Source organism: Halopelagius fulvigenes, assembly GCF_055398025.1.
Genome location: NZ_AP043845.1, coordinates 124,632 through 143,957, shown reverse-complemented (window position 1 = coordinate 143,957; position 19,326 = coordinate 124,632). Strand labels below are relative to the sequence as shown.

Here is a 19,326-nt window from a genome sequence, read left to right as displayed (position 1 = left end):
ATGACGCGGCGGACTCACATCGAGGGTCCGACGCGCGTGATGGCGAACTCCGTGAGGCCGTGTCGCTCCGCGCAGCAGGGGTCGCCGTTCGCCACGGCGACCAGTGTCTCCAGTAGGTCGTCGGCGTCGGCGTTCGTCGCCTCCACGTCGATGTCGTCCGGAAGCGCCGCCGCCGTGCCCGGGTCGCCGGTCACCTTCACCACCGGGACGAGGGGGTGGCCGGCGAGGATGCCGTCGCCGGTGACGTGGACGACGACGTTCGCGCCGGCGGCGGCGAGGGCCGTCGTCGCCTCCGCGAACCGCGACGGCGCGTCCACGAGGGCGAGACCCTCCGAGATGCTCGCGCGTTCGCCGTACGAGAGCACCTCCGAGACGTCGCGTTCTCCCCACGAGCGAGTCACCTCGTCGAACGACCGCTTGCGGGCGAACCGACCGACTCGCGTCGCGCGCGGCGGAATGCCCTCGTGTCGGGCGAGGAGTTCGTCCACCGAGTCGCGGGCCGACTCCTCGGTCATCTCGCGCGCGTCGTCCGGGTGGGCGAGGACGCGTTCGTTGCCGGCGACGACGACTCGACCCCCGGCGGCGACGACGGCGCGGGCCACGTCGCCCACGAGGGGGTCCGCCACGTCCACCGTCGAGGTGTCGAGGTCGGTGGAGACGACGCCGAGCGTCAGGTCCCCGATGGTGGCGTCGGAGCGGTCCACGGAGCGCGATTCGACGAGTTCGGACGCCGCCTCGACGCCCCGTTCGACGCACTCGTCGGTGCCGCCGACGCCCTGTATCGACAGTTCTCGCACCGGGACGTCCCGCGACCGGAGCGCACCCGCCACGTCGTCGCTCTGGACCTCCTCGCACCCGAGTCCGACGACGAGGGTGCCCGCAACGTTCGGGTTCTGCGCCAGAGAGAGGAACGTCCGCCGCGTCTGTTCGTTGTCGGCCCCGAGTTGGGCGCAGCCGTGATCGTGCGGCGTCGAGACGGCGTGGTCAACGCGCGCGGCGATGCGGTCGGCGACGATGTGCGAGCAGATGACCGACGGGAGGACGAGGACGTTGTCGCGGACGCCGACGCCGCCGTCCCGCCGAGGGACGCCCTCGAACGTCCGCCCGGTGACGGAGGGGACGCTCACGCCGCCTCACCCCCGGCGGCCGCGCGGTCGCCGCGGCCGCGGGTGCTCTCGCAGTTGTGCGTGTGGACCCACTCGCCCGGCCCGACGGCGCGCGTCGCCGCGCCGATGACTTCGCCGTACTTCCGCACCTCGTCGCCGACGGCGAACGACTCCAACGCCACCTTGTGACCGAAGGGAACGTCCTCCGGGAGGGTGACGGTCCGACCGTCGCACTCGATTTCGGTTCCAGCCGAGAGGTCGTCCACCGCCGTTCCGACGTTGTCGGCGTCGCTTAGAAGGAGGAGGGCGTCGTCGAGAACGCGGCCCTTCATGCGCCCGCCTCCGCGTCGAGTTCCTGCGGTTGAATCTCGTTGATGGCGAACTCCTCTAAGCGCCGGTGCTCGGACTCGGTGCGCCGGCCGTCCGCGACGTCCACGAGCGTCTCGAAGACGCGTTCGCCGACCGACTCGACGGACTCGCCGTCGAACACCGTCCCGGCGTTGACGTCGACGTTGTTCGACATCTTCTCCCACGTCTTCGGGTTGCCGGTCACCTTGATGACCGGCGCGATGGGGTTGCCGGTGGTGCTGCCGCGCCCGGTGGTGAACGCTATCACCTGCGCGCCGCCGGCCACCTTGCCGACGACGCTCTCCACGTCGTATCCGGGCGTGTCCATGAGGACGAGTCCGCCGCCGACGGGCAGGTCCTCGGCGTAGTCCACGATGCCGCGGACGGGCGTCGTCCCGCCCTTCGAGATGGCGCCGAGGCTCTTCTCTTCGATGGTGGTGAGGCCGCCCTCCTGGTTGCCGGGCGTCGGTTGCGCGCCGCGGAGGTCCACGCCCATCAGTTCGGCCATCCCCTCGCGGGCCTCGACCCGTTCGAGGAGACGTTCCCGCGTCTCCTCGTCTACGCACCGGTCCGCGAGGATGTGTTCCGCGCCGATGAACTCCGGCGTCTCGCTGAAGCAGGCGGTGCCGCCCGCCTCGACGAGGCGGTCGCAGGCCGCGCCGACAGCCGGGTTGGCCGCGATTCCGCTGGTCGCGTCGCTCCCGCCGCACTCGACGCCGAAGACGAGTTCGGAGACGTCGGCCTCCTCGCGCCTGGCCCGTTGCGCCTCTCCGTTGAGGCGTTCGAGGCGGTCCGCGCCCTCCGAGAGGGCGGCCTCGGTGCCACCGGCCTCGCGTATCGTGAGCGTCTCGACGGCCCTCCCGCCGGCGGCGATTCCGTCGGCGATATCGTCGGCGTCGATGTCCTCGGTGCCGAGTTCGACGACGAGGGCCGCACCCACGTTCGGGTTCCGCCCGACGCCGGTCAACACTCGCTCGGTCTGTCGCCTCGCCGGGTCCGGTTGGCTGGTTCCGAGTTGGTGGGGCGTCGCCCGCGCCCACGCGCCGGCCTCCTCGGCGACCGCCGACGCGACGGCGGAGGCGGCGACCGATGTGGGGACGACGGCGACGTGGTTGCGGACGCCCACCTGGCCGTCCGGCCTGCGGTAGCCGCTAAACGTATGACCCATGGGAACGAGTGTCGATGACGAGCGTGTTAGTCTTTTCGCCGGTGCGACACGCACTACCGCACGGCTTCGGTGGCGAGCGCCAACCTATTAGTTCGCGACGCGAAAACGGGAGACATGGCCGATTGGGTAGACTTGACACAGTCGCTCGGTCCGGACTGTCCGACCCGCCCGCCGAACCGTCCGGCGCCGGAGTTCGAATCGTACGCCGACGTCGAGGCGGACGGGTACAACGGGACGAGACTCCACCTCGACGCGCACTGCGGGACGCACATGGACGCGCCGACGCACTTCCTCCCGGCCGACGAGGCACGGACCATCGACGAGGTGACGCCCGAGGAGATGGTGACCGAGGGCATCGTGTTGGACTTCACCGACCTGCCGCCCGGCGCCGAACTCGGGCGGGAAGCGCTGGAATCCGAGGCCGACCGGCGCGGCGTGCGGGCGGGCGACTTCGTAATCCTCGACTTCGGCAACCCGCCGCGGCCGACGGACGAGTACGTCCGCGAGTACCCGTATCCGTCGCGCGACGCCGCCGAGTTCCTCGTCGAACGCGAGGTGGCCTGCGTGGCGACGGACGCCCTCGGCGTGGACGCGCCCGGCGCGACGATAGCGGAACACGTCGTCCACCGGACCCTCTTACCGGCGGGCGTCCGCATCGTCGAGGGCGTGGCGAACCTCGAAGCGGTCGAACCCGGGCAGTACGACGTCATCTGCACGCCGATACCGTACGCGGGCCGAGACGGGTCGCAGGTTCGCCTCCTCGTTCGACCGAAAGCGTAGTTCGTCGTGGCGAGGAGAGGGAGCGTAGCGCCGTCCGTCACTTCACCACGTCTATCTTGTCGCGGTCAAGCGACATCCACACCGCGCCGATGACGACGAAGCCGAGGATTATCTCCTGGACGAACGACCCGATTCCGTTGAGGTCGAGTCCGTTCTGGAGGACCTGGATGACCATCACGCCGATGATGGTGCGGTGGGGGCCGCCGACGCCGCCGGTCAACGCGGTGCCGCCCATCACGATGGCGGCGATGCTGGGGAGGAGGAAGCCGTCGCCCATCGTCGCCTGCCCGGAGGAGATGCGGGCGGCGAGCAACGCCCCGGCGATGCCGCAGAGCAGTCCCGAGAGGACGAACACGCCGATCTTGTAGCGGTCCACCTTCACCCCCGAGAGGTCTGCGACTTTCTCGGATTCCCCCAGCGCGTATGTGTAGCGGCCGAACGACGTCTTCCACGCGATGAAGGAGGTCACCGCGTAGATGAGCAGTCCCCAGAGGACGAGGTTCGGAACCGTCGGGATCAGTTCGCCGGTCGCTATCCACTGGGCCTGTTCGTTCCGGAACGGGATGGACGACCCGTCGGTCAGAAGCAGCGCCGACCCCTGCGCGATGGAGAGCGTTCCGAGCGTCACGAGGAACGAGGGCAGTTTCAGTTTGGCGAAGATGACGCCGTTGGCCGTCCCCGCCGCCACGCCGACGAGGATGCCGACCGGAATCGCCAGGATGCCGATCTGATTGACCAGCATGGCGGTGACGACGCCGGTGAGACCGACCAACGCGGCCACCGAGAGGTCGATGCTCTGTTGGAGAATCGGGAACGTCCCCGCGAGGGCGACGAGCAGCAGGATCATGCTGTTCTTCAGGATGCCCATGAAGTTGCCGTACGTCGCGAACACGTCGCTGGTGAACGAGAACAACGCGACGAGGATGAACAACATCGCGAAGGGGCCGAGGTCCACCAACCAATCGCGGAGGTCCCGTCTCTCGCGTAACTGTTCGAACTTCTCCCGTGCGCCGTCGCCGATGGATGTTGACATCGTTAGATCATCTCCTGTATGACTTCCTCTTCGGTCGGTTTGTCGCCGGGCGGAGCCTCGACGACGTCAGCGATGCGTCCGTCTTTCATCACGAGGATGCGGTTGGCCATCCCGATGACCTCCGGCAGTTCGTCGCCGATGAACAGCATGGAGACGCCCTCGTCGGCCAACTCCCGGCAGAGGCGGTACACCTCCTCCTTCGCGCCGACGTCGATGCCGCGGGTCACGTTGTCGAGGACGAGGACCGACGCGTCGCGCATCAACCACTTCGCGAGGACGACCTTCTGCTGGTTGCCGCCGCTCAGCCGTTCGACCAACTCGCCGGTGCCGGGCGTCTTGATGTTCAGCCTCTCGACCGCCCGGTCGGCCAGTTCCTCCTCGCGTTCGAAGTCGACGAGGGGGAGCGACCGGCCGACCACCGGGACGTCGTCGCGCATCGACGGCAGGCCGATGCTCGGGAGCGACACGTTGAACCGGAGCGGTTGGTACAGGAGCAACCCCTCCGATTTCCGCTCCTTCGGGACGTAGCCGACGCCCGACTCGACCATCTCCGAGACGGTGGGGTTCTCGATTCGGTCGCCGTCGACGGCGACGGACCCCGAGTCGGGGGTGCTCGCGCCGCCGAGAATCCGGCCGAGTCGGGCCTTCCCCGACCCGTCCACGCCGACCACGCCGAGGATTTCCCCCCGCCGCAACTCGAAGGAGACGCCGTCGAGACCGTCGTCCGTCGCGAGTTCGTCAGCCGAGAGGGTCACGTCCTCCCCCGCGACCGTCCGTTGGGCGGAGACGTGGTAGTACTCCTCGGAGACGTCGCGGCCGACCATCGCTCGCTGGAGTTCGTCCTCGGTGGTCCCCTCCGCGGGGAGTTCGTCCACGACGACGCCGTCTTTGAGGACGTACACGCGGTCGCAGACGTCGAGCACTTCGTCGAGTTCGTGGGAGACGAACACGAACGAGGCCGTCTCGCGGAGGCGCGCTATCTGGTCGAACAGCAGGTCGCGACCCTCCTCTTCGAGTCCGGCGGTCGGTTCGTCGAGGAGGATTATCGGTCGCTCGACGTCGCCGAGGTAACTGAACGCCTTGGCTATCTCCAGCATCTGACGCTCGTTGAAGTCGTAGTGGGCGACGGTGTCGGTCAGGTCGAGGTCGATGCCGAGATCGTCGATGACGCCTCGGCCGGCCTCGCGCATCGCCCGCCTGTCGAGGACGCCGCCGGTGGTGAACCGGTCGAACATCCCGAGGTACATGTTCTCGTAGCCGGTGAGGTTCTCGATGACGTCCTGTTCCTGATGGACGAGCGAGATGCCCTTGCCGGCGGCGTCGCTCGGGTCCGAAACCGTCGTCTCCTCGCCGTCGAGGTAGAGTCGCCCCTCGTCGGGGCGGTGGATGCCGGTGAGAATCTTCAACAGCGTGCTCTTTCCCGCGCCGTTCTCGCCGACGAGGCCGACCACCTCGCCGGTGCCGACGGTCAGGGAGACGTCGTCTAGCGCGTCCACGTGACGGAACGACTTGGAGACGCCGTCGATGCGGAACAACTCCTCGCCGCGCGCGTCCGTCGCGGCGGTCGAGGGGGGTTCGTTTCGTTGTTTGTTGGAGGACATCTATGGTGTGATAGTGGGAGTTCCCGCGGGGAGTCTCACGCGTACGGGTCCGACCACCGGTCGGCGTACGTCTGCTCTACCTCGTCGAAGGGCTTCGACTGGTTGTACTCCTCGGGCAGGGAGTACCCGCTCGGTTTGTTGTCCTCCGTCCAGAGCAACTGGTAGAAGTCGCTCTTGCGGATGGGGACGAGCTTGTTCTGTGGGTCGAACGCGTCCTCGCCGGACTCGACGACGGACATCTTCTTCCAGTCGTAGGGCGGGTCCTCGGACCCGAACACGGCGTCGAGGTACGGTTGCGGTTTCAGGAAGCGGTCGTGGTCTATCTTGTCTTTCCACTTTGAGGGCTCTTTGACGACGAGCGATCCGCCGGAGAACATCATCCGTTCGGGCGTCTTCGGCCGCCACCCGTTGTGCCAGTCGTACGTCTTCGCCAGCGCCCACCCCGCCTGCCACGGCGGGTGCGAGGTGAACGTGGCGACGATGCGGGGACCGTTCTCCGGCGGGTTCTGAATCGCCTCCACCGTCTCTTGGATGCCGTCGTACCCCACGATGGGGACGTTCAGGTTGTTCTCCTGGCAGACGGTCAACACCCCCTGCGCTTCGGTGTCGTTCTGCGCGTAGACGCCGTCTATCTTGTCGCCGAACCGGGAGACGAAGCTCTGCATCGACTCACGCGACTTCTGGCGGTTCCAGTCGCCGGGGAGGGGGTCGCCGAGGCGCTTGATGTTCGGGTAGTCCTTCATCGCCTCCTCGACGCCCATGTTGCGGCCGTTCGCGCCGACGGTGCCCTTCAGGCCCGTCACGTGGACGAAGTTGCCCTTCCCCCCCATGGCCTCGAAGAGGATGCGGGCGGTCAACGCTCCCGTCCGCACGGGTTCGGGGATGTTGTACTGGACGAAGTGTTCGCCCGCGTCGAGGGGCGTGTACCACTTCCCCATCGCCCACATCTCCACGAACGGAACGCCCGCCTGGCCGGCGGCGTCGGCCAACGACGGGACGCCGGAGTCCTTGCTCGCGGTGCCGACGACGGCGTCCGCGCCGCCCGTCACCGCCGAGTCGAACTGCGAGAGCATGTCCGACGTACTCGCGCCGTTGGCCTGGATGTCGTGGTTGAGGCTCCACGCGTTCGCCGCCGTCTTGTACCCCTCGGCGAACGCCCCCCAGTAGTCGTTCTCCAGCGTCGGGGCCGTCGCGAACACTTGGTCGTACGAGGAACCGTCGCCGCCCCCGGTGCCGGTACCGTCGCCCCCGGAACTCCCGTCACCGCCGCCGCCGGCGCACCCGGCCAACCCTCCGAGTGCGGCTACCGACGCCCCTTTTATATACGCTCTTCTCCCCATAGTTGATATATTACTGTCATGGTCTACCATGCCAAACCACTGGAAACGCGGATTTGTAAATCTACCGGAGAAATGGACCGGCTTTCGGCCGAACACCGCTCCGTTTCGTTTCCGGGGTAGGTTTTTACGACTGCTCTCGGAACGCCGTCGCATGCAGCCTTCGGGACTCGTCGTCGCGGACGACCTGACCGGGGCGACCGACACCGGCCACGAGTTCGCCGCCCGCGGCCGCCGAACGCTCGTCTCCGCGCGAGGGGCATCGACCGACGCGGGCGCCCGGCCGGACGTTCGCGTCGTGGACACGGACTCCCGGTACGCCGACCCGTCGGACGCCGCCGCGAGGGTCGAACGCGCGGTGGGCGACGGCGGACACGCGTTCGTCTACAAGAAGGTCGATTCGACGCTCAGGGGGAACCTCGTCGCCGAGGTGGACGCCGCCCTCGGAGCGACCGGCGCGGACGTCGCCCTCGTCGCCCCGGCGTCGCCGCGGAACGGTCGCACGACCGTCGAGGGGTACCACCTCGTCGACGGCGTCCCCGTCGCGGAGACGGACGCGGGGAACGACCCGGAGAAACCCGTCGAGACGTCGCACCTCCCCGCGCGGTTCGCGTCGTCCACCTTCCCCGTCGTCCGACTGCCGGTGAACCGCGTCGCCGCGGGGGCGGCGGCCGTTGCCGACGAACTCGACGCGGCGGCGCGGGAGGGCCGAACGGTCGTCGTCGCCGACGCGTCGCACGAACGCCACCTCGAAGCGATAGCGGCGGGGGCGGCGCGGGCGGACTGCGCCGTCCTCTACGTCGGAAGTGCGGGCCTCGCCCGGTACGTCGAGACGCCGCCGCCCGCCGGCGACGGCCCGCCGCCGGTTCCGAGGCGGGAGCGGAGCGTCCTCTGCGTCGTCGGAAGCACGAACCCGGCGACGCTGGAACAGGTCCGCGCGCTGCCCGACTCGGCGGTCGTCCCCCTCGATTTGGAGGCGGCGGTGGAGTCCCCCGAAGCTGCGAGCGAGAACGCCGCGGCGGCGTGTGCCGACCGCCTGTCGCGTTCGGGCCTCGCCGCACTCGTCTCCGCCCCGGACGCCGACGCACCGGCCCGCGCCGTCGAGGCGGGGCGACGACTCGGCACCGACGAAGCCGCGGTGCGCGCCCGCGTCAGCGAGTCGTTGGCCGGGGCGGTGGCGCGACTGTGGGACGGTCGGGGTGAGAGCGGCCGCGGCGGCGACCCGCCGGAGTCGCTGTTCGTCACGGGCGGCGCAGTCGCCGCCGACGCGTTCGACGCGTTGGACGCGGCGGGCGTCCTCCTCGCCGGGGAGTCCGTCGAGGAAGGGATACCGCTCGGCCGCGTCGCCGGCGGGGGAGCCGACGGGACGCCCGTAGTGACGAAGGCGGGCGCGTTCGGCACGCCCGGGGCAATACGTAAGTGCGCCGCCCGTCTCGGGGGACGTGATGACTTCGAGTAAACCGCTCGTCGCCGTGACGATGGGCGACCCGGCGGGCGTCGGCGCGGAAGTCGCCGCGAAGGCGTACCCCGCCGCGACGGAGTTCGCGCGTCTCGTCGTCGTCGGCGACGCGGACGCGGTGCGGGCGGCCGTCGAGGCGTGCGGCGGCTCGCTCGACGTGCGCACGGTCGATTCCGCGGCAGAGGCGAGCGACGACCCCTCGACGCTGTCCGTCTTGGACGTGGACAACGTGGACGAACTCGCCTACGGCGAGTTGCGCGCGGAGTACGGCGAGGCGAGTCTGGCGTACGTCGAACGCGCCATCGAACTCGCCGTCGCTGGCGAGGTGGACGCCATCGCCACCGCCCCCATCAACAAGCAGGCGACGCGGATGGCCGGGAGCGACCACGCGGGACACACGGGCCTCCTCGCGGAGCGAACCGACACGGAGAACTACTCGATGATGCTCATCGAGGAGGACCTGCGCGTGACGCACGTGAGCACGCACGTCCCCCTCAGGGAGGCCTGCGACCTCGTGACGACGGAGAACGTCCTCGACACGATACGGGTGACCGACGACGCCCTCCGCGAACTCGGCGTCGAGTCGCCGCGGGTCGCCGTCGCGGGGTTGAACCCCCACGCCGGAGACGGCGGACTCCTCGGCGACGAGGACGACGCGGAGATAGCCCCGGCGGTCGAACGCGCCCGCGAGGAGGGCATCGACGCCGACGGCCCCCTCTCGCCCGATACGGTCTACGTCCGCGCGGCGCGGGGCGACTTCGACTGCGTCGTCTCGATGTACCACGACCAAGGGCACATCCCGCTGAAGATGCTCGGCTTCGACGGGTCCGGCGGCGTCAGCGGCGTCAACATGACCGTCGGACTCCCCATCGTCCGCACGAGCGTGGACCACGGAACCGCGTTCGACATCGCGGGCGAGGGCGTCGCGAGCGAAGAGAGCATGGTGGACGCCGTCCGCGTGGCGGCGACGGCGGTGGAGAACCGCCGGGCGAACGGCCGGTGAGGGCGCGCGACGTCGCAGTTGGCTCACACGTACCGTAGTAAGTGTTAACACGGTAGTGGCGGAAGAGCGTACTATGTCTATCGACGCGGTATCGACGTTCGAGTCGTCGCTCGCGGAGTTGGATGTGACGCTCACCCGCACCGACCCTGACGGGGTCGCGGACGCTCTCGCTGACGCGGTGGACGAACCCGCCGTCGGGACGCCCCTCGGGTTCGACGGCGTCTCCTTGGCCGAGACGCCGGTCGAGACGGACCTCACGCCCCGGCGAATCCGGGAGGCGGAGACGGGCGTCACGCCCGTCGGGCGCGCCGTCGCGGAGTACGGAACGCTGGTCGTGGAGTCGAACGCCGCCGGGAACGAACTCGTGTCGCTCTACCCGCCGACGCACGTCGGCGTCGTCCGCGAGAGTGACGTGGAGGCGGACGTCGAATCGACCGTCCCCTACCTCGCCGACCGGTTCGACGGCGGAGGGTCGGCGGTGTTCGCCACGGGCGTCAGTTCCACCGGCGACATGGGCGCGTTGGTCGAGGGCGTCCACGGGCCGCGCACCGTCCGCGTGATTCTCGTGGAGGGGCTATGAGCGCGCGGCGAGAGCGTCGGCGGAAGGCCGAGCAGATTCGCCACTTGCTGGAGACGGAGGGCGACGCCATCCAGGCGAACACCACCGTGTTCAACGAGGACCGCTACGCGGTGACCGCCGAGTTCGACGAGTACGAGGACCTGCGGACGGAGGCGCGAGAAATCAAGGAGGACGCCATCGAACGCCTGCCGGAACTGGTCGAGCAAGTCCGCGAGAGCGTCGAGGCGAACGGCGGGACGGTGTACGTCGCCGAGGACGCCGCGGACGCGAACGAGTACATCGCGAACGTCGTCGAGGAGGAGGGCGCCGAGACGGTGGTCAAGAGCAAGTCGATGACCACCGAGGAGTTGGACGTGAACGAACACCTCCGGGCGCGCGGGACGGACGTCTGGGAGACCGACCTCGGCGAGTTCGTCCTGCAGGTGGCCGAGGAAGCGCCCTCTCACCTGGTCGGCCCCTCGCTCCACAAGTCGAAGGCGGACGTGGCCCGCCTGTTCAACGAGGCGTTCGACCCCGAGGAACCGTTCGAGACGGCCCAGGAACTCACCGAGTTCGCCCGCGACTACCTCGGGGAGCGAATCCGCGACGCCGACGTGGGGATGACCGGCGCGAACTTCGTCCTCGCCGAGTCCGGCACCATCGCTCTCGTGACGAACGAGGGCAACGCCCGCAAGTCGGCTGTCACCCCCGACACCCACGTCGCCGTCGCGGGCGTCGAGAAACTGATTCCGGGCGCAGAGGAGTTACAGCCCTTTATCGAACTCATCGCGAAGGCGGCGACGGGCCAGCCCATCGCGCAGTACGTCACGATGCTGACGCCGCCCGTGGCGTCGCCGACGATCGACTTCGACGCCCCGGACGAACCCCTCGGAAGCGCCGACGAACGCGACTTCCACCTCGTCCTCGTGGACAACGGGCGCACGGAGATGCGCGAGGACGAACACCTCAGGGAGACGCTCTACTGCATCCGGTGCGGTGCCTGCGCGAACTCCTGCGCGAACTTCCAGCACGTCGGCGGCCACGCCTTCGGCGGGGAGACGTACACCGGCGGCATCGCCACCGGGTGGGAGACGGGCGTCCACGGCATCGACAGCGCCGACGACTTCAACGACCTCTGCACCGGATGCACCCGGTGCGTGGACGCCTGCCCGGTGAAGATAGACGTGCCGTGGATAAACACCGTCGTCCGCGACAGGCGAAATCAGGGGGCCGACCCCTCCCAGTTCGACTTTCTCGTCGAGGGCCTCACGCCCGACGAGGAACCCGGCGGGATGAGCCTCCAGAAGCGCTTCTTCGGCAACTTCGGGACGCTGGCGAAACTCGGATCCGCGACGGCACCGCTCTCGAACGCGGTTGCGAGCCTCAGCCCGGTCCGCACTGCGATGGACCGCTTCATCGGCGTGGACGCCCGACGCGACTTGCCGGAGTTCCAACGGGAGACGCTGGTCGATTGGTTTAATTCGCGGACGCCGCGCGCGCCGAACGCCACCGCCGACCGGAAGGTCGTCCTCTACGCCGACACGTACACGAACCACGTCCGCGTCGAGAGGGGGAAGGCCGCCGTCCGAACGCTGGAGGCCCTCGGCGCACACGTCGAACTCTCGGCGTCGATGGAGAGCGGGCGCGCCCCCCTCTCGCAGGGGATGATAGCGACGGCAACGGAGAACGCCCGCGCCGTCGCCGACGAGTTGGACCCGTACCTCGACGCCGGGTTCGACGTGGTCGTAATCGAACCGTCCGACCTCGCCGCGTTCCGCCGCGAGTACGAGAAACTGCTGGACGAGGCCGCTCACGAACGACTCGCCGAGAACGCATACGACGTGATGGAGTACGTCTACGGACTCCTCCGAAACGGCGCGGACGAAGACGTCCTCTCGGGGCCGACGAATCCCGTCGCCTACCACAGCCACTGCCAACAGCGAACGCTCGGCGTCGAGGCGTACACCGAGGCGATCCTCACCGAACTGGGTTACGACGTACTCACCTCCGACGCGGAGTGCTGCGGCATGGCGGGAAGTTTCGGCTACAAGAGCGAGTACTACGAACTGGCGATGGACGTGGGCGAGGACTTGCGCGAAGAGTTCGCCGACACCGACGACAGAACGCTCGTCGCCAGCGGAACCTCCTGCGCCGAACAGATGAGCGACCTGTTCGCCCGCGACGCCGTCCACCCCGTGGAACTCGTCGCGCCGGACGAGTAGAACCGCGTCGGCGTCGGTGTGACGCCGGAGTCGGCGTCAATTTTTTGCTCGCCGGAGCGGTTTGGTATGGCATGCCACAAAGTGACGGCTCTCGGGTGGGGCCGACGCCCGTTCCGGAGGAACCCGTTCTCGCCGCCTGCGGCGACACGTCGATTCCGGAGATGGGCGTCGTCGAACAGGTGTGGGAGACGGACCCGATACCGACCGACGAGATTCGGGGGCGCGCCGCCGACGCCGCGGGCGCGTTGGCGTTCGAGGGGGTGCCCGACGGCGGCGAGGTGGCCGTCGGCGCGGGCAGTCGCGGCGTCGCCAACATCCCCGACGTCGTCGGCGGCGTCGTGGACGGCCTGCGCGAACGGGGGTACGACCCGTTCGTCTTCCCGGCGATGGGGAGTCACGGCGGGGCCACCGCCGAGGGGCAACGGGGGATGCTCGAAGCCCTCGGGATGACCGAAGACGCCCTCGGGTGCGAGATACGCGCGACGATGGACACCGTCGTCGTCGGGGAGACGGCGGACCGGGGGGTGGAGGTGCACGCCGACGCGAACGCCGCCGCCGCCGACGCCATCGTCCCCGTCAACCGCGTGAAGCCCCACACGGACTTCGAGGGCGCGGTGGAATCCGGCCTCGCGAAGATGCTCGTCATCGGCATGGGGAAACAACGCGGCGCGAAGACGGCCCACCAGTGGGCCGCCGACTGGAGTTTCCGCCACATGCTCCCCGAAATCGCCTCGCTGTTGGTCGAGGAGTTACCCGTCGCGGGCGGCGTCGCCGTCGTGGAGGACGAACACGACGACACCGCCGTAATCGAGGGCGTCCCGCCCTCGGAACTCCTCGACAGGGAGGCGGAACTCCTCGAACTCGCGTACGACTACCTGCCGACGATACCGTTCGACGAGGTGGACGTCCTCGTGGTGGACCGGATGGGGAAGGACATCTCCGGGGCGGGGTTGGACACGAACGTCATCGGCCGGCGGGTGTACGGGAACGAACCCGAACCGGAGCGTCCGGACGTAAAGCACATCTACGTCCGCGGCCTCACCCCGGCCTCCCACGGCAACGCCACCGGCGCGGGGTCCGCCGACCTGATACACGCCGACCTGTTCGAGGAAGCCGACCTCCACGACATGCTGATGAACACGGTCACCGCGGGTACGTTGCGGAGTGCGCACCTCCCGCCGGCCGTCGAGACGGACCGCGCCGGACTCCTCGCTTGCCTCTCGACCATCGGCGTCGAGAGCCTCGAGGACCCGCGCGTCGTCCGCATCCGCGACACGATGCGGCTCGAACGCGTCGAGGCGTCGCCCGCCCTCCTCGCGGAGGCGCGCGAACGCGACGACCTGCGGGTGGTCTCGGACGCCGAACCCGTTGAGTTCGAGGACGGCCAGTTCGCGGAGGACGTTCTCGACGCCTGAGGCGCGTCTTCTCCGCCCGTTCGCCGGGGATGTAGTTTTTTGGCGGCTCGGCGGGAGAGAGGGGTATGGAACCGGCACTCATCCTGCCCGCAGAGCGTGACGAGCGATGGGACCTGGCGAAGCAGACGGGCGTCGAAACCGCGGTGTATCACTCCTTGGAGATAGGCGACGGGTCGCGCCCGTGGCGGTACGACGAACTCCTCGAACTCGTGCAGGAGTTCCGCGACTACGGCCTCGAACTCGGCGTCATCGAGGGGTGCGTCCCCATCTCCGACGACACCCGCCTCGGACGCGAGGGCCGCGACGAGGAGATAGCGCGGTTCAAACGGTACCTCCGGAACCTCGGCGAACTCGGCGTGCCCGTCGTCGCCTACGACTGGATGGCGGGCAAGCGGTGGGCGCGCACCTCCACCGCCCTCCCCATCCGCGGCGACTCTCTCACCACCGGGTACGACGACGAACTGATGGCGGGCGCGCCCGACCAAGAAATCGCGCCCGTGGACGCCGACCGGTTGTGGGACGCCCTCGAACACTTCCTGAACGAGGTGGTCCCCGTCGCCGAGGAGGCGGGCGTGAAACTCGCGCTTCACCCCGACGACCCACCCATCGACAGCATCCGCGGCGTGGACCGCATCGTCACCTCGCCGGAGAACTACGACCGGGTGATGGAGACGTACGACAGCGAGTACAACGGCATCACGTTCTGTCAGGGCAACTTCGCGGCGATGGGCGTCGACGTCCCCGAGACCGTCCGGCACTTCGGCGACCGAATCAACTTCGTCCACTTCCGCGACGTGGAGGGCGACGCCCGGAAGTTCGTCGAGACGTGGCACGACGACGGCCCGACGGACATGCGCGCCTGCATCGAAGCGTACCGCGACATCGGCTTCGAGGGGCCGGTCCGTCCGGACCACGTGCCGACGATGGCGGGCGAGGAGAACTCCAACCCCGGCTACATGACGCTCGGCCGCCTCTACGCGATCGGCTACCTGAAGGGACTGTTGGAGGCGACGGAGTAACGGCGAGAGCGAACGTTCGGACGCGCGAACGTCGGAGCGACCGGGCAAACGTATAACCGTCAACTCCGTGAATACCGGCGTGAACCATGGGACGGATTCGACCCGACTTCGCAGACGAGACGGTAATCGTGACCGGCGGCGCGTCCGGCATCGGCCGCGAGGTGTCCCTGCGCTTCGGCGACGCGGGCGCGACCGTGATCGTCGCCGACTTGGACGACGAACCGAAGGACGCCGACGTGCCGACGCACGAGGCCATCGAAGAGAACGGCGGCACCGCGGCGTTCGTCGAGACGGACGTGACCGACCGCGAGCAACTCCGTTCGCTGGTCGAGGCGGCCCGTGAGTTCGGCGGCGTGGACGTGATGGTGAACAACGCCGGCCTCATCGTGAACGGATCCATTCTCGAACTCGACCCCGAGGACTTCGACGCGATACACGCCGTCAACGCGAAGGGCGTCTACTTCGGGACGCAAGTCGCCGCCAACGACATGCTCGACAGAGAGGACCCCGGCGTCATCGTCAACACGGCGTCTATCAGTTCCAACACCGCGCAGTTCGAACAAGTGCAGTACGACTCCTCGAAGGGCGCGGTGCGGATGATAACCCGCGGGGCGGCCTTGGAGTTGGCCGAACACGGCATCCGCGTCAACGCCGTCGCGCCCGGCCAGATCGCCACCGAGTTCACCGAGGGGTGGTCCGAGGAGGCCCACGAGAGGGCCCAGAGCGGCGACCTGATCAAGCCGGTTCCGCTTGGGCGCGCCGGGACGCCCGAGGACGTGGCGAGCGCGTACCTCTACCTCGCGAGCGACGACGCCGACTACGTGACGGGCGAACTCCTCCACGTGGACGGCGGGTGGCAGATATTCTGAGCCGTCCGGTCGGGGATGGTTCTTTCCCGCCTCGTGCTAACAATTAACTCTTCGGAGGGAGACGTACCTCGCGTATGTTCCCGCCGGAGGAGATTATCGACCTGAGCAACCCGATAGCGGACGGGATGCCCGTCTGGCCGACGTTCCCGCCGTTCGACCTCGAACGGACCGACTGGGCGGCCCGCGACGGGTTCACGATGGAACGGACGGAGATGCGGACCCACACCGGAACGCACGTCGATTCGCCGCTTCACTTCATCCCCGAAGGGCGGTCGCTCGACGACTTCCCCCTCTCGAAGTTCATGGGCGAGGGCGTCGCTATCGACCTGACGCCGAAGGAACCGGAGGAGGCCATCACGGTGGACGACATCGAGGCGTTCGAGGACGAAATCGAGGCGGACGACGTGCTGATGCTGCACACGGGGTGGGACGAGTACCACGGACTCACCGAGGAGTACCTGTTCGAGTTCCCCTACCTGACGGCCGAGGCGGCGCAGTACTGCGCCGAGTTGGACCTGAAGGCGGTCGGAACCGAGGGCGCGAGCGTCGGCGGGTGGGTGGACGAGGTTCCCGCCCACGGCCCGAGCACCGACGTGGGCGCGGACGAGTCTCACCTGCCCCTCTTGGAGAACGGTGTGATACCGATCGAGGAGGTGCGTAACCTCGACCGGGTGCTGAAGGGCGCGGAGAGTCGCCGCGCGTACTTCTTCTTCCCGCCGTTGAACTTCCGCGGGACGAGCGGGTCGCCCGTCCGGGCGTTCGCCTTCCTCTGACCGCGTCGGGCCTCGAAAAACCGCGCGCTGCGCCGCGGTCAGACCCTCACCACGACGTGATCTCCACGTCCCGCAACGGTCGGTCGAGGGGGATATCCACCTGTCCGCCGGTGTAGTGAGAGACGTAGAAGGCGACGATTATCTCCAAGGACCGGGTCGCCTCCTCGCCCGTCGAGGGGTTCTCCGCCTCGCCGCGGAGCATCGCCTCGATATGTTGCGCGGCGTTCGGGAAGGCGTTCCGGTAGTCCTCGTCCCACGTCCACGCGCCGTCGATGCCCGGAAGCGGACGCTCGACGTGGTCGCCGTCCTCCAACGCCCAGTAGCGCCACTCGCCGTCGTCGTTGTTCAGGTAGAGTTTCCCCTCGGTCCCGACGAACGAGAGACTCATCGAGGAGATGTCGCGGGGGACGGTGCAGTCGACGGTGACGAACGTGCCGTCGTCCGTGACGACGTGGCCGCCGCCGCCGGAGTCGTCCACCTCCGCCGCCGCGCCCAGCGAATCGACCGCCTCGTTCTCGCCGGTGACGTACCCCGACACGCGGTCCGCGCGGGCGTCCAGCAGATAAACGAGAGTGTCCAACACGTGCGTCGAGTTGCGCATCAACTCCATCCGGTACTGCGTGCTGACGGAGCGAACGTCGCCGAGGATGTCCTCCTCGACGACCAACTCGCGGAGTCGCCGGAGTTTGTCGGTGAAGCGGAACGAGTGGTTGACGACGAGTTCCGTGTCCGTCTCCGCGCAGGCCGACACCATCTCCTCCGCGTCCGAGACGGAGGAGGCGATGGGCTTCTCGCACCAGATCACGTCGGGGTTCGCGTCCGAGCGGGCCGCGTCCACGACGTGGTCGCGGTGGAGGAACGACGGCGTGCAGACGGACACAACGTCGAGGTCCTCGGCTTCGAGTATCGCCTCGTGGCCGACGTACCGCCGTTCGTCGGGGATGTCCCACGCGTCGCCGAACTGCGCGAGTTTCCCCTCGTCCACGTCGGCGACGGCGACGAGTTCTATCTCCTCCGCCTCGCCGTACCCGCCGGCGTGACTCGCCCGGACTTTCTCTCGGCCTATCTGTTCCTCGTCGTGCATGCCGAGGATACCCATCCCCGCGATTCCGCCCGTGCCGATGATTCCCGCCTCGAAGGTCATCACTCGTAGACGTGGACGCTTCCGGTCTTGTTCTCCTCGACGTAGTCCCAGTCGTACTCGACGCCGAGTCCGGGGCCGTCCGGCACCGGCACCGTCCCGTCGTCGTCGATGGTGTCGAACATGTCGGAGTAGTCGCCCTCGTACACCGGCGGTTGGGTGTTCTGCGCCTCCGGGTGGACGAGAGCGAGTTCGTAGTAGTTCGCGTTGCGCGTCGCCGCGATGCAGTGCCTCTGCGCCGGGCCGGGCGCGTGGTACTCCACGTCGAGGCCGAACCCCTCCGCGACGCGGGAAATTTTCATCGCGCCCGTGATGCCGCCGTCGTACTCGGGGTCCGCGCGGACGAAGTCCGTCGCGCCGTTGGCGATGAAGTCCGTGTGCGGTTCGAGTCCGCGGACGTGTTCGGTCTGCAGGATGGGCGTCTCTATCATCTCGCCGAGTTTCTTGTGGGAGTGCTGGGAGATGCCGCCGTCGCGGTAGGGGTCCTCGTACCAGAGGTAGTCGTACTCGTCGCAGGCCCGTCCCACCTTCAACGCGTCCGCGAACGTCTCCAGTTCGCAGGCGGGGTCGCACATCAGGTCCATCTCGTCGCCGACGCGTTCGCCGACGGCGCGCACCGTCTCCACCTCCCGGTTCACGTCGCGGGCCTCGTCGCTTCCGCCCCACCCGTGAATCTTGAATCCGGGATAGCCCGCCTCCAGACACTCCTCGGCGAAGTCGGCGTACGCCTCCGGCGAGTCTAACCCGCCGTTGTCGTCGGCGTGGTAGGTGGAGGCGTAGGCCGGGAGTCGCGTGCGGTAGGTGCCGAGGAGTTCGTGGATGGGCGCGTCGTAGTACTTCCCGGCGAAGTCCCACAGGGCGATGTCGATGGGGCCGATGCCCATGCGGTCGTACTTCCGCAACGCTCGCTTCACTTCGCTCCAGTGGCGTTCGCGTTTGAGGGGGTTCTTCCCGACGAGGTAGTCCGCGAACGTGTGTATCTGCGCCGCACCCGGGGAGTTCCCCCCGACGTACTCGCCCGTGATGCCCTCGTCGGTGTGGACCTGTATCGCGAACAGTTTCCGCTCCGTCGTCGTTCCCGGTTCGTACGAGAGGTTGAACCCGTTCCCGTCGGTGCCCACGTCCTCCAGTGGGTACCGGAACTCCGTGCTTTCTATTCGCGTGATGGTCGGCGCCATAAGTCGCCCGACACGGGGGACCGTAATAAATGCTGGTTCGCGCCGCGGGATCGAAGGCGGCCGCGTCGGACGGTCGGACCCGAACGACGCCGAGTCCGGGAGTTCGTTCACCATCGTCGCACGCGTCTCGCAGACCGCCGGACCACGCGGTGTTCGCCGCCGACAGTCTCGAAATCCGACGCGCCGTTACACGACTACACCTGTAATACGGATGCAAGTTAGCAAGAACTAAACCGCTCGTTCGGCGGCCGACGAGGGACGGCGCGAACCGACACGAAGGTGATGAATCGCCTTCTCGAAGCGTATCGAATACCG

Annotated in this window: 17 protein-coding genes; 9 read left to right on the top strand and 8 right to left on the bottom strand. The window is 68.3% G+C overall.

What is annotated here, in order from left to right:
• Nucleotides 1-14: 14 nt before the first annotated feature.
• From ACZ522_RS03735 to ACZ522_RS03725, 3 genes are read right to left on the bottom strand one after another with little or no spacing between them, the layout of a single operon-like run.
• Nucleotides 15-1,127, bottom strand: a complete 1,113-nt coding sequence (locus ACZ522_RS03735; RefSeq protein WP_379692150.1) for a UxaA family hydrolase — start codon at nt 1,125-1,127, stop codon at nt 15-17.
• Nucleotides 1,124-1,438 (bottom strand): UxaA family hydrolase, encoded by a 315-nt coding sequence (locus ACZ522_RS03730; protein WP_379692151.1) that lies wholly within the window; start codon nt 1,436-1,438, stop codon nt 1,124-1,126. Before ACZ522_RS03730 ends, ACZ522_RS03735 begins: the two co-directional genes overlap by 4 nt.
• Nucleotides 1,435-2,622, bottom strand: a complete 1,188-nt coding sequence (locus ACZ522_RS03725; protein WP_379692152.1) for a UxaA family hydrolase — start codon at nt 2,620-2,622, stop codon at nt 1,435-1,437. The genes ACZ522_RS03730 and ACZ522_RS03725 overlap by 4 nt, the downstream gene beginning before the upstream one ends.
• A 114-nt stretch (nt 2,623-2,736) precedes the next feature.
• On the opposite strand from ACZ522_RS03725, the gene ACZ522_RS03720 reads away from it, so the two are divergent.
• A complete protein-coding gene (locus ACZ522_RS03720; RefSeq protein WP_379692153.1) occupies nt 2,737-3,402 on the top strand; it encodes a cyclase family protein in 666 nt (221 codons plus the stop codon).
• A gap of 37 nt (nt 3,403-3,439) precedes the next feature.
• Here the strand turns inward: ACZ522_RS03720 and ACZ522_RS03715 are convergent, their stop codons facing one another.
• The 3 genes from ACZ522_RS03715 to ACZ522_RS03705 all read right to left on the bottom strand — a co-directional run bounded on the left by ACZ522_RS03715 (nt 3,440) and on the right by ACZ522_RS03705 (nt 7,325).
• Nucleotides 3,440-4,336 (bottom strand): ABC transporter permease, encoded by an 897-nt coding sequence (locus ACZ522_RS03715; protein WP_379692209.1) that lies wholly within the window; start codon nt 4,334-4,336, stop codon nt 3,440-3,442.
• A 101-nt stretch (nt 4,337-4,437) separates the two neighbouring features.
• Nucleotides 4,438-6,036, bottom strand: coding sequence for a sugar ABC transporter ATP-binding protein (locus ACZ522_RS03710; protein ID WP_379692155.1), 1,599 nt, complete (start codon nt 6,034-6,036; stop codon nt 4,438-4,440).
• 35 nt (nt 6,037-6,071) lie between these two features.
• Nucleotides 6,072-7,325 (bottom strand): sugar ABC transporter substrate-binding protein, encoded by a 1,254-nt coding sequence (locus tag ACZ522_RS03705; protein ID WP_379692156.1) that lies wholly within the window; start codon nt 7,323-7,325, stop codon nt 6,072-6,074.
• Between the two features lie 202 nt (nt 7,326-7,527).
• Between ACZ522_RS03705 and ACZ522_RS03700 the strand changes: the two genes are divergently transcribed.
• The 8 genes from ACZ522_RS03700 (at nt 7,528) to ACZ522_RS03665 (ending at nt 16,692) form a co-directional block, all read left to right on the top strand.
• A complete protein-coding gene (locus tag ACZ522_RS03700) occupies nt 7,528-8,832 on the top strand; it encodes a four-carbon acid sugar kinase family protein (protein WP_379692157.1) in 1,305 nt (434 codons plus the stop codon).
• Complete coding sequence (gene pdxA / locus ACZ522_RS03695) at nt 8,816-9,835, top strand: 4-hydroxythreonine-4-phosphate dehydrogenase PdxA (RefSeq protein ID WP_379692158.1); 1,020 nt, start codon at nt 8,816-8,818, stop codon at nt 9,833-9,835. Before ACZ522_RS03700 ends, pdxA begins: the two co-directional genes overlap by 17 nt.
• A 73-nt stretch (nt 9,836-9,908) precedes the next feature.
• The gene (locus ACZ522_RS03690) at nt 9,909-10,415 is read left to right on the top strand and encodes an LUD domain-containing protein (protein WP_379692159.1); all 507 of its coding nucleotides are present in this window, start codon (nt 9,909-9,911) and stop codon (nt 10,413-10,415) included.
• A complete protein-coding gene (locus tag ACZ522_RS03685) occupies nt 10,412-12,616 on the top strand; it encodes an LUD domain-containing protein (protein WP_379692160.1) in 2,205 nt (734 codons plus the stop codon). Before ACZ522_RS03690 ends, ACZ522_RS03685 begins: the two co-directional genes overlap by 4 nt.
• Nucleotides 12,617-12,687: 71 nt before the next feature.
• Complete coding sequence (locus tag ACZ522_RS03680; RefSeq protein ID WP_379692161.1) at nt 12,688-14,031, top strand: nickel pincer cofactor-dependent isomerase, group 22; 1,344 nt, start codon at nt 12,688-12,690, stop codon at nt 14,029-14,031.
• 65 nt (nt 14,032-14,096) lie between these two features.
• On the top strand, nt 14,097-15,050 hold the full coding sequence (locus ACZ522_RS03675; protein WP_379692162.1) for a mannonate dehydratase: 954 nt from the start codon (nt 14,097-14,099) through the stop codon (nt 15,048-15,050).
• Between the two features lie 86 nt (nt 15,051-15,136).
• Nucleotides 15,137-15,919 carry an SDR family NAD(P)-dependent oxidoreductase gene (locus tag ACZ522_RS03670; protein ID WP_379692163.1) on the top strand — a complete coding sequence of 261 codons (783 nt, stop codon included), beginning with the start codon at nt 15,137-15,139 and terminating at the stop codon, nt 15,917-15,919.
• Between the two features lie 74 nt (nt 15,920-15,993).
• A complete protein-coding gene (locus ACZ522_RS03665) occupies nt 15,994-16,692 on the top strand; it encodes a cyclase family protein (protein WP_379692164.1) in 699 nt (232 codons plus the stop codon).
• A 46-nt stretch (nt 16,693-16,738) separates the two neighbouring features.
• Here the strand turns inward: ACZ522_RS03665 and ACZ522_RS03660 are convergent, their stop codons facing one another.
• Entirely contained in the window at nt 16,739-17,836 is a 1,098-nt protein-coding gene (locus ACZ522_RS03660) for a Gfo/Idh/MocA family protein (RefSeq protein WP_379692166.1), read from the bottom strand.
• The gene (locus ACZ522_RS03655; RefSeq protein ID WP_379692167.1) at nt 17,836-19,011 is read right to left on the bottom strand and encodes an enolase C-terminal domain-like protein; all 1,176 of its coding nucleotides are present in this window, start codon (nt 19,009-19,011) and stop codon (nt 17,836-17,838) included. The genes ACZ522_RS03660 and ACZ522_RS03655 overlap by 1 nt, the downstream gene beginning before the upstream one ends.
• Nucleotides 19,012-19,326: the final 315 nt, after the last annotated feature.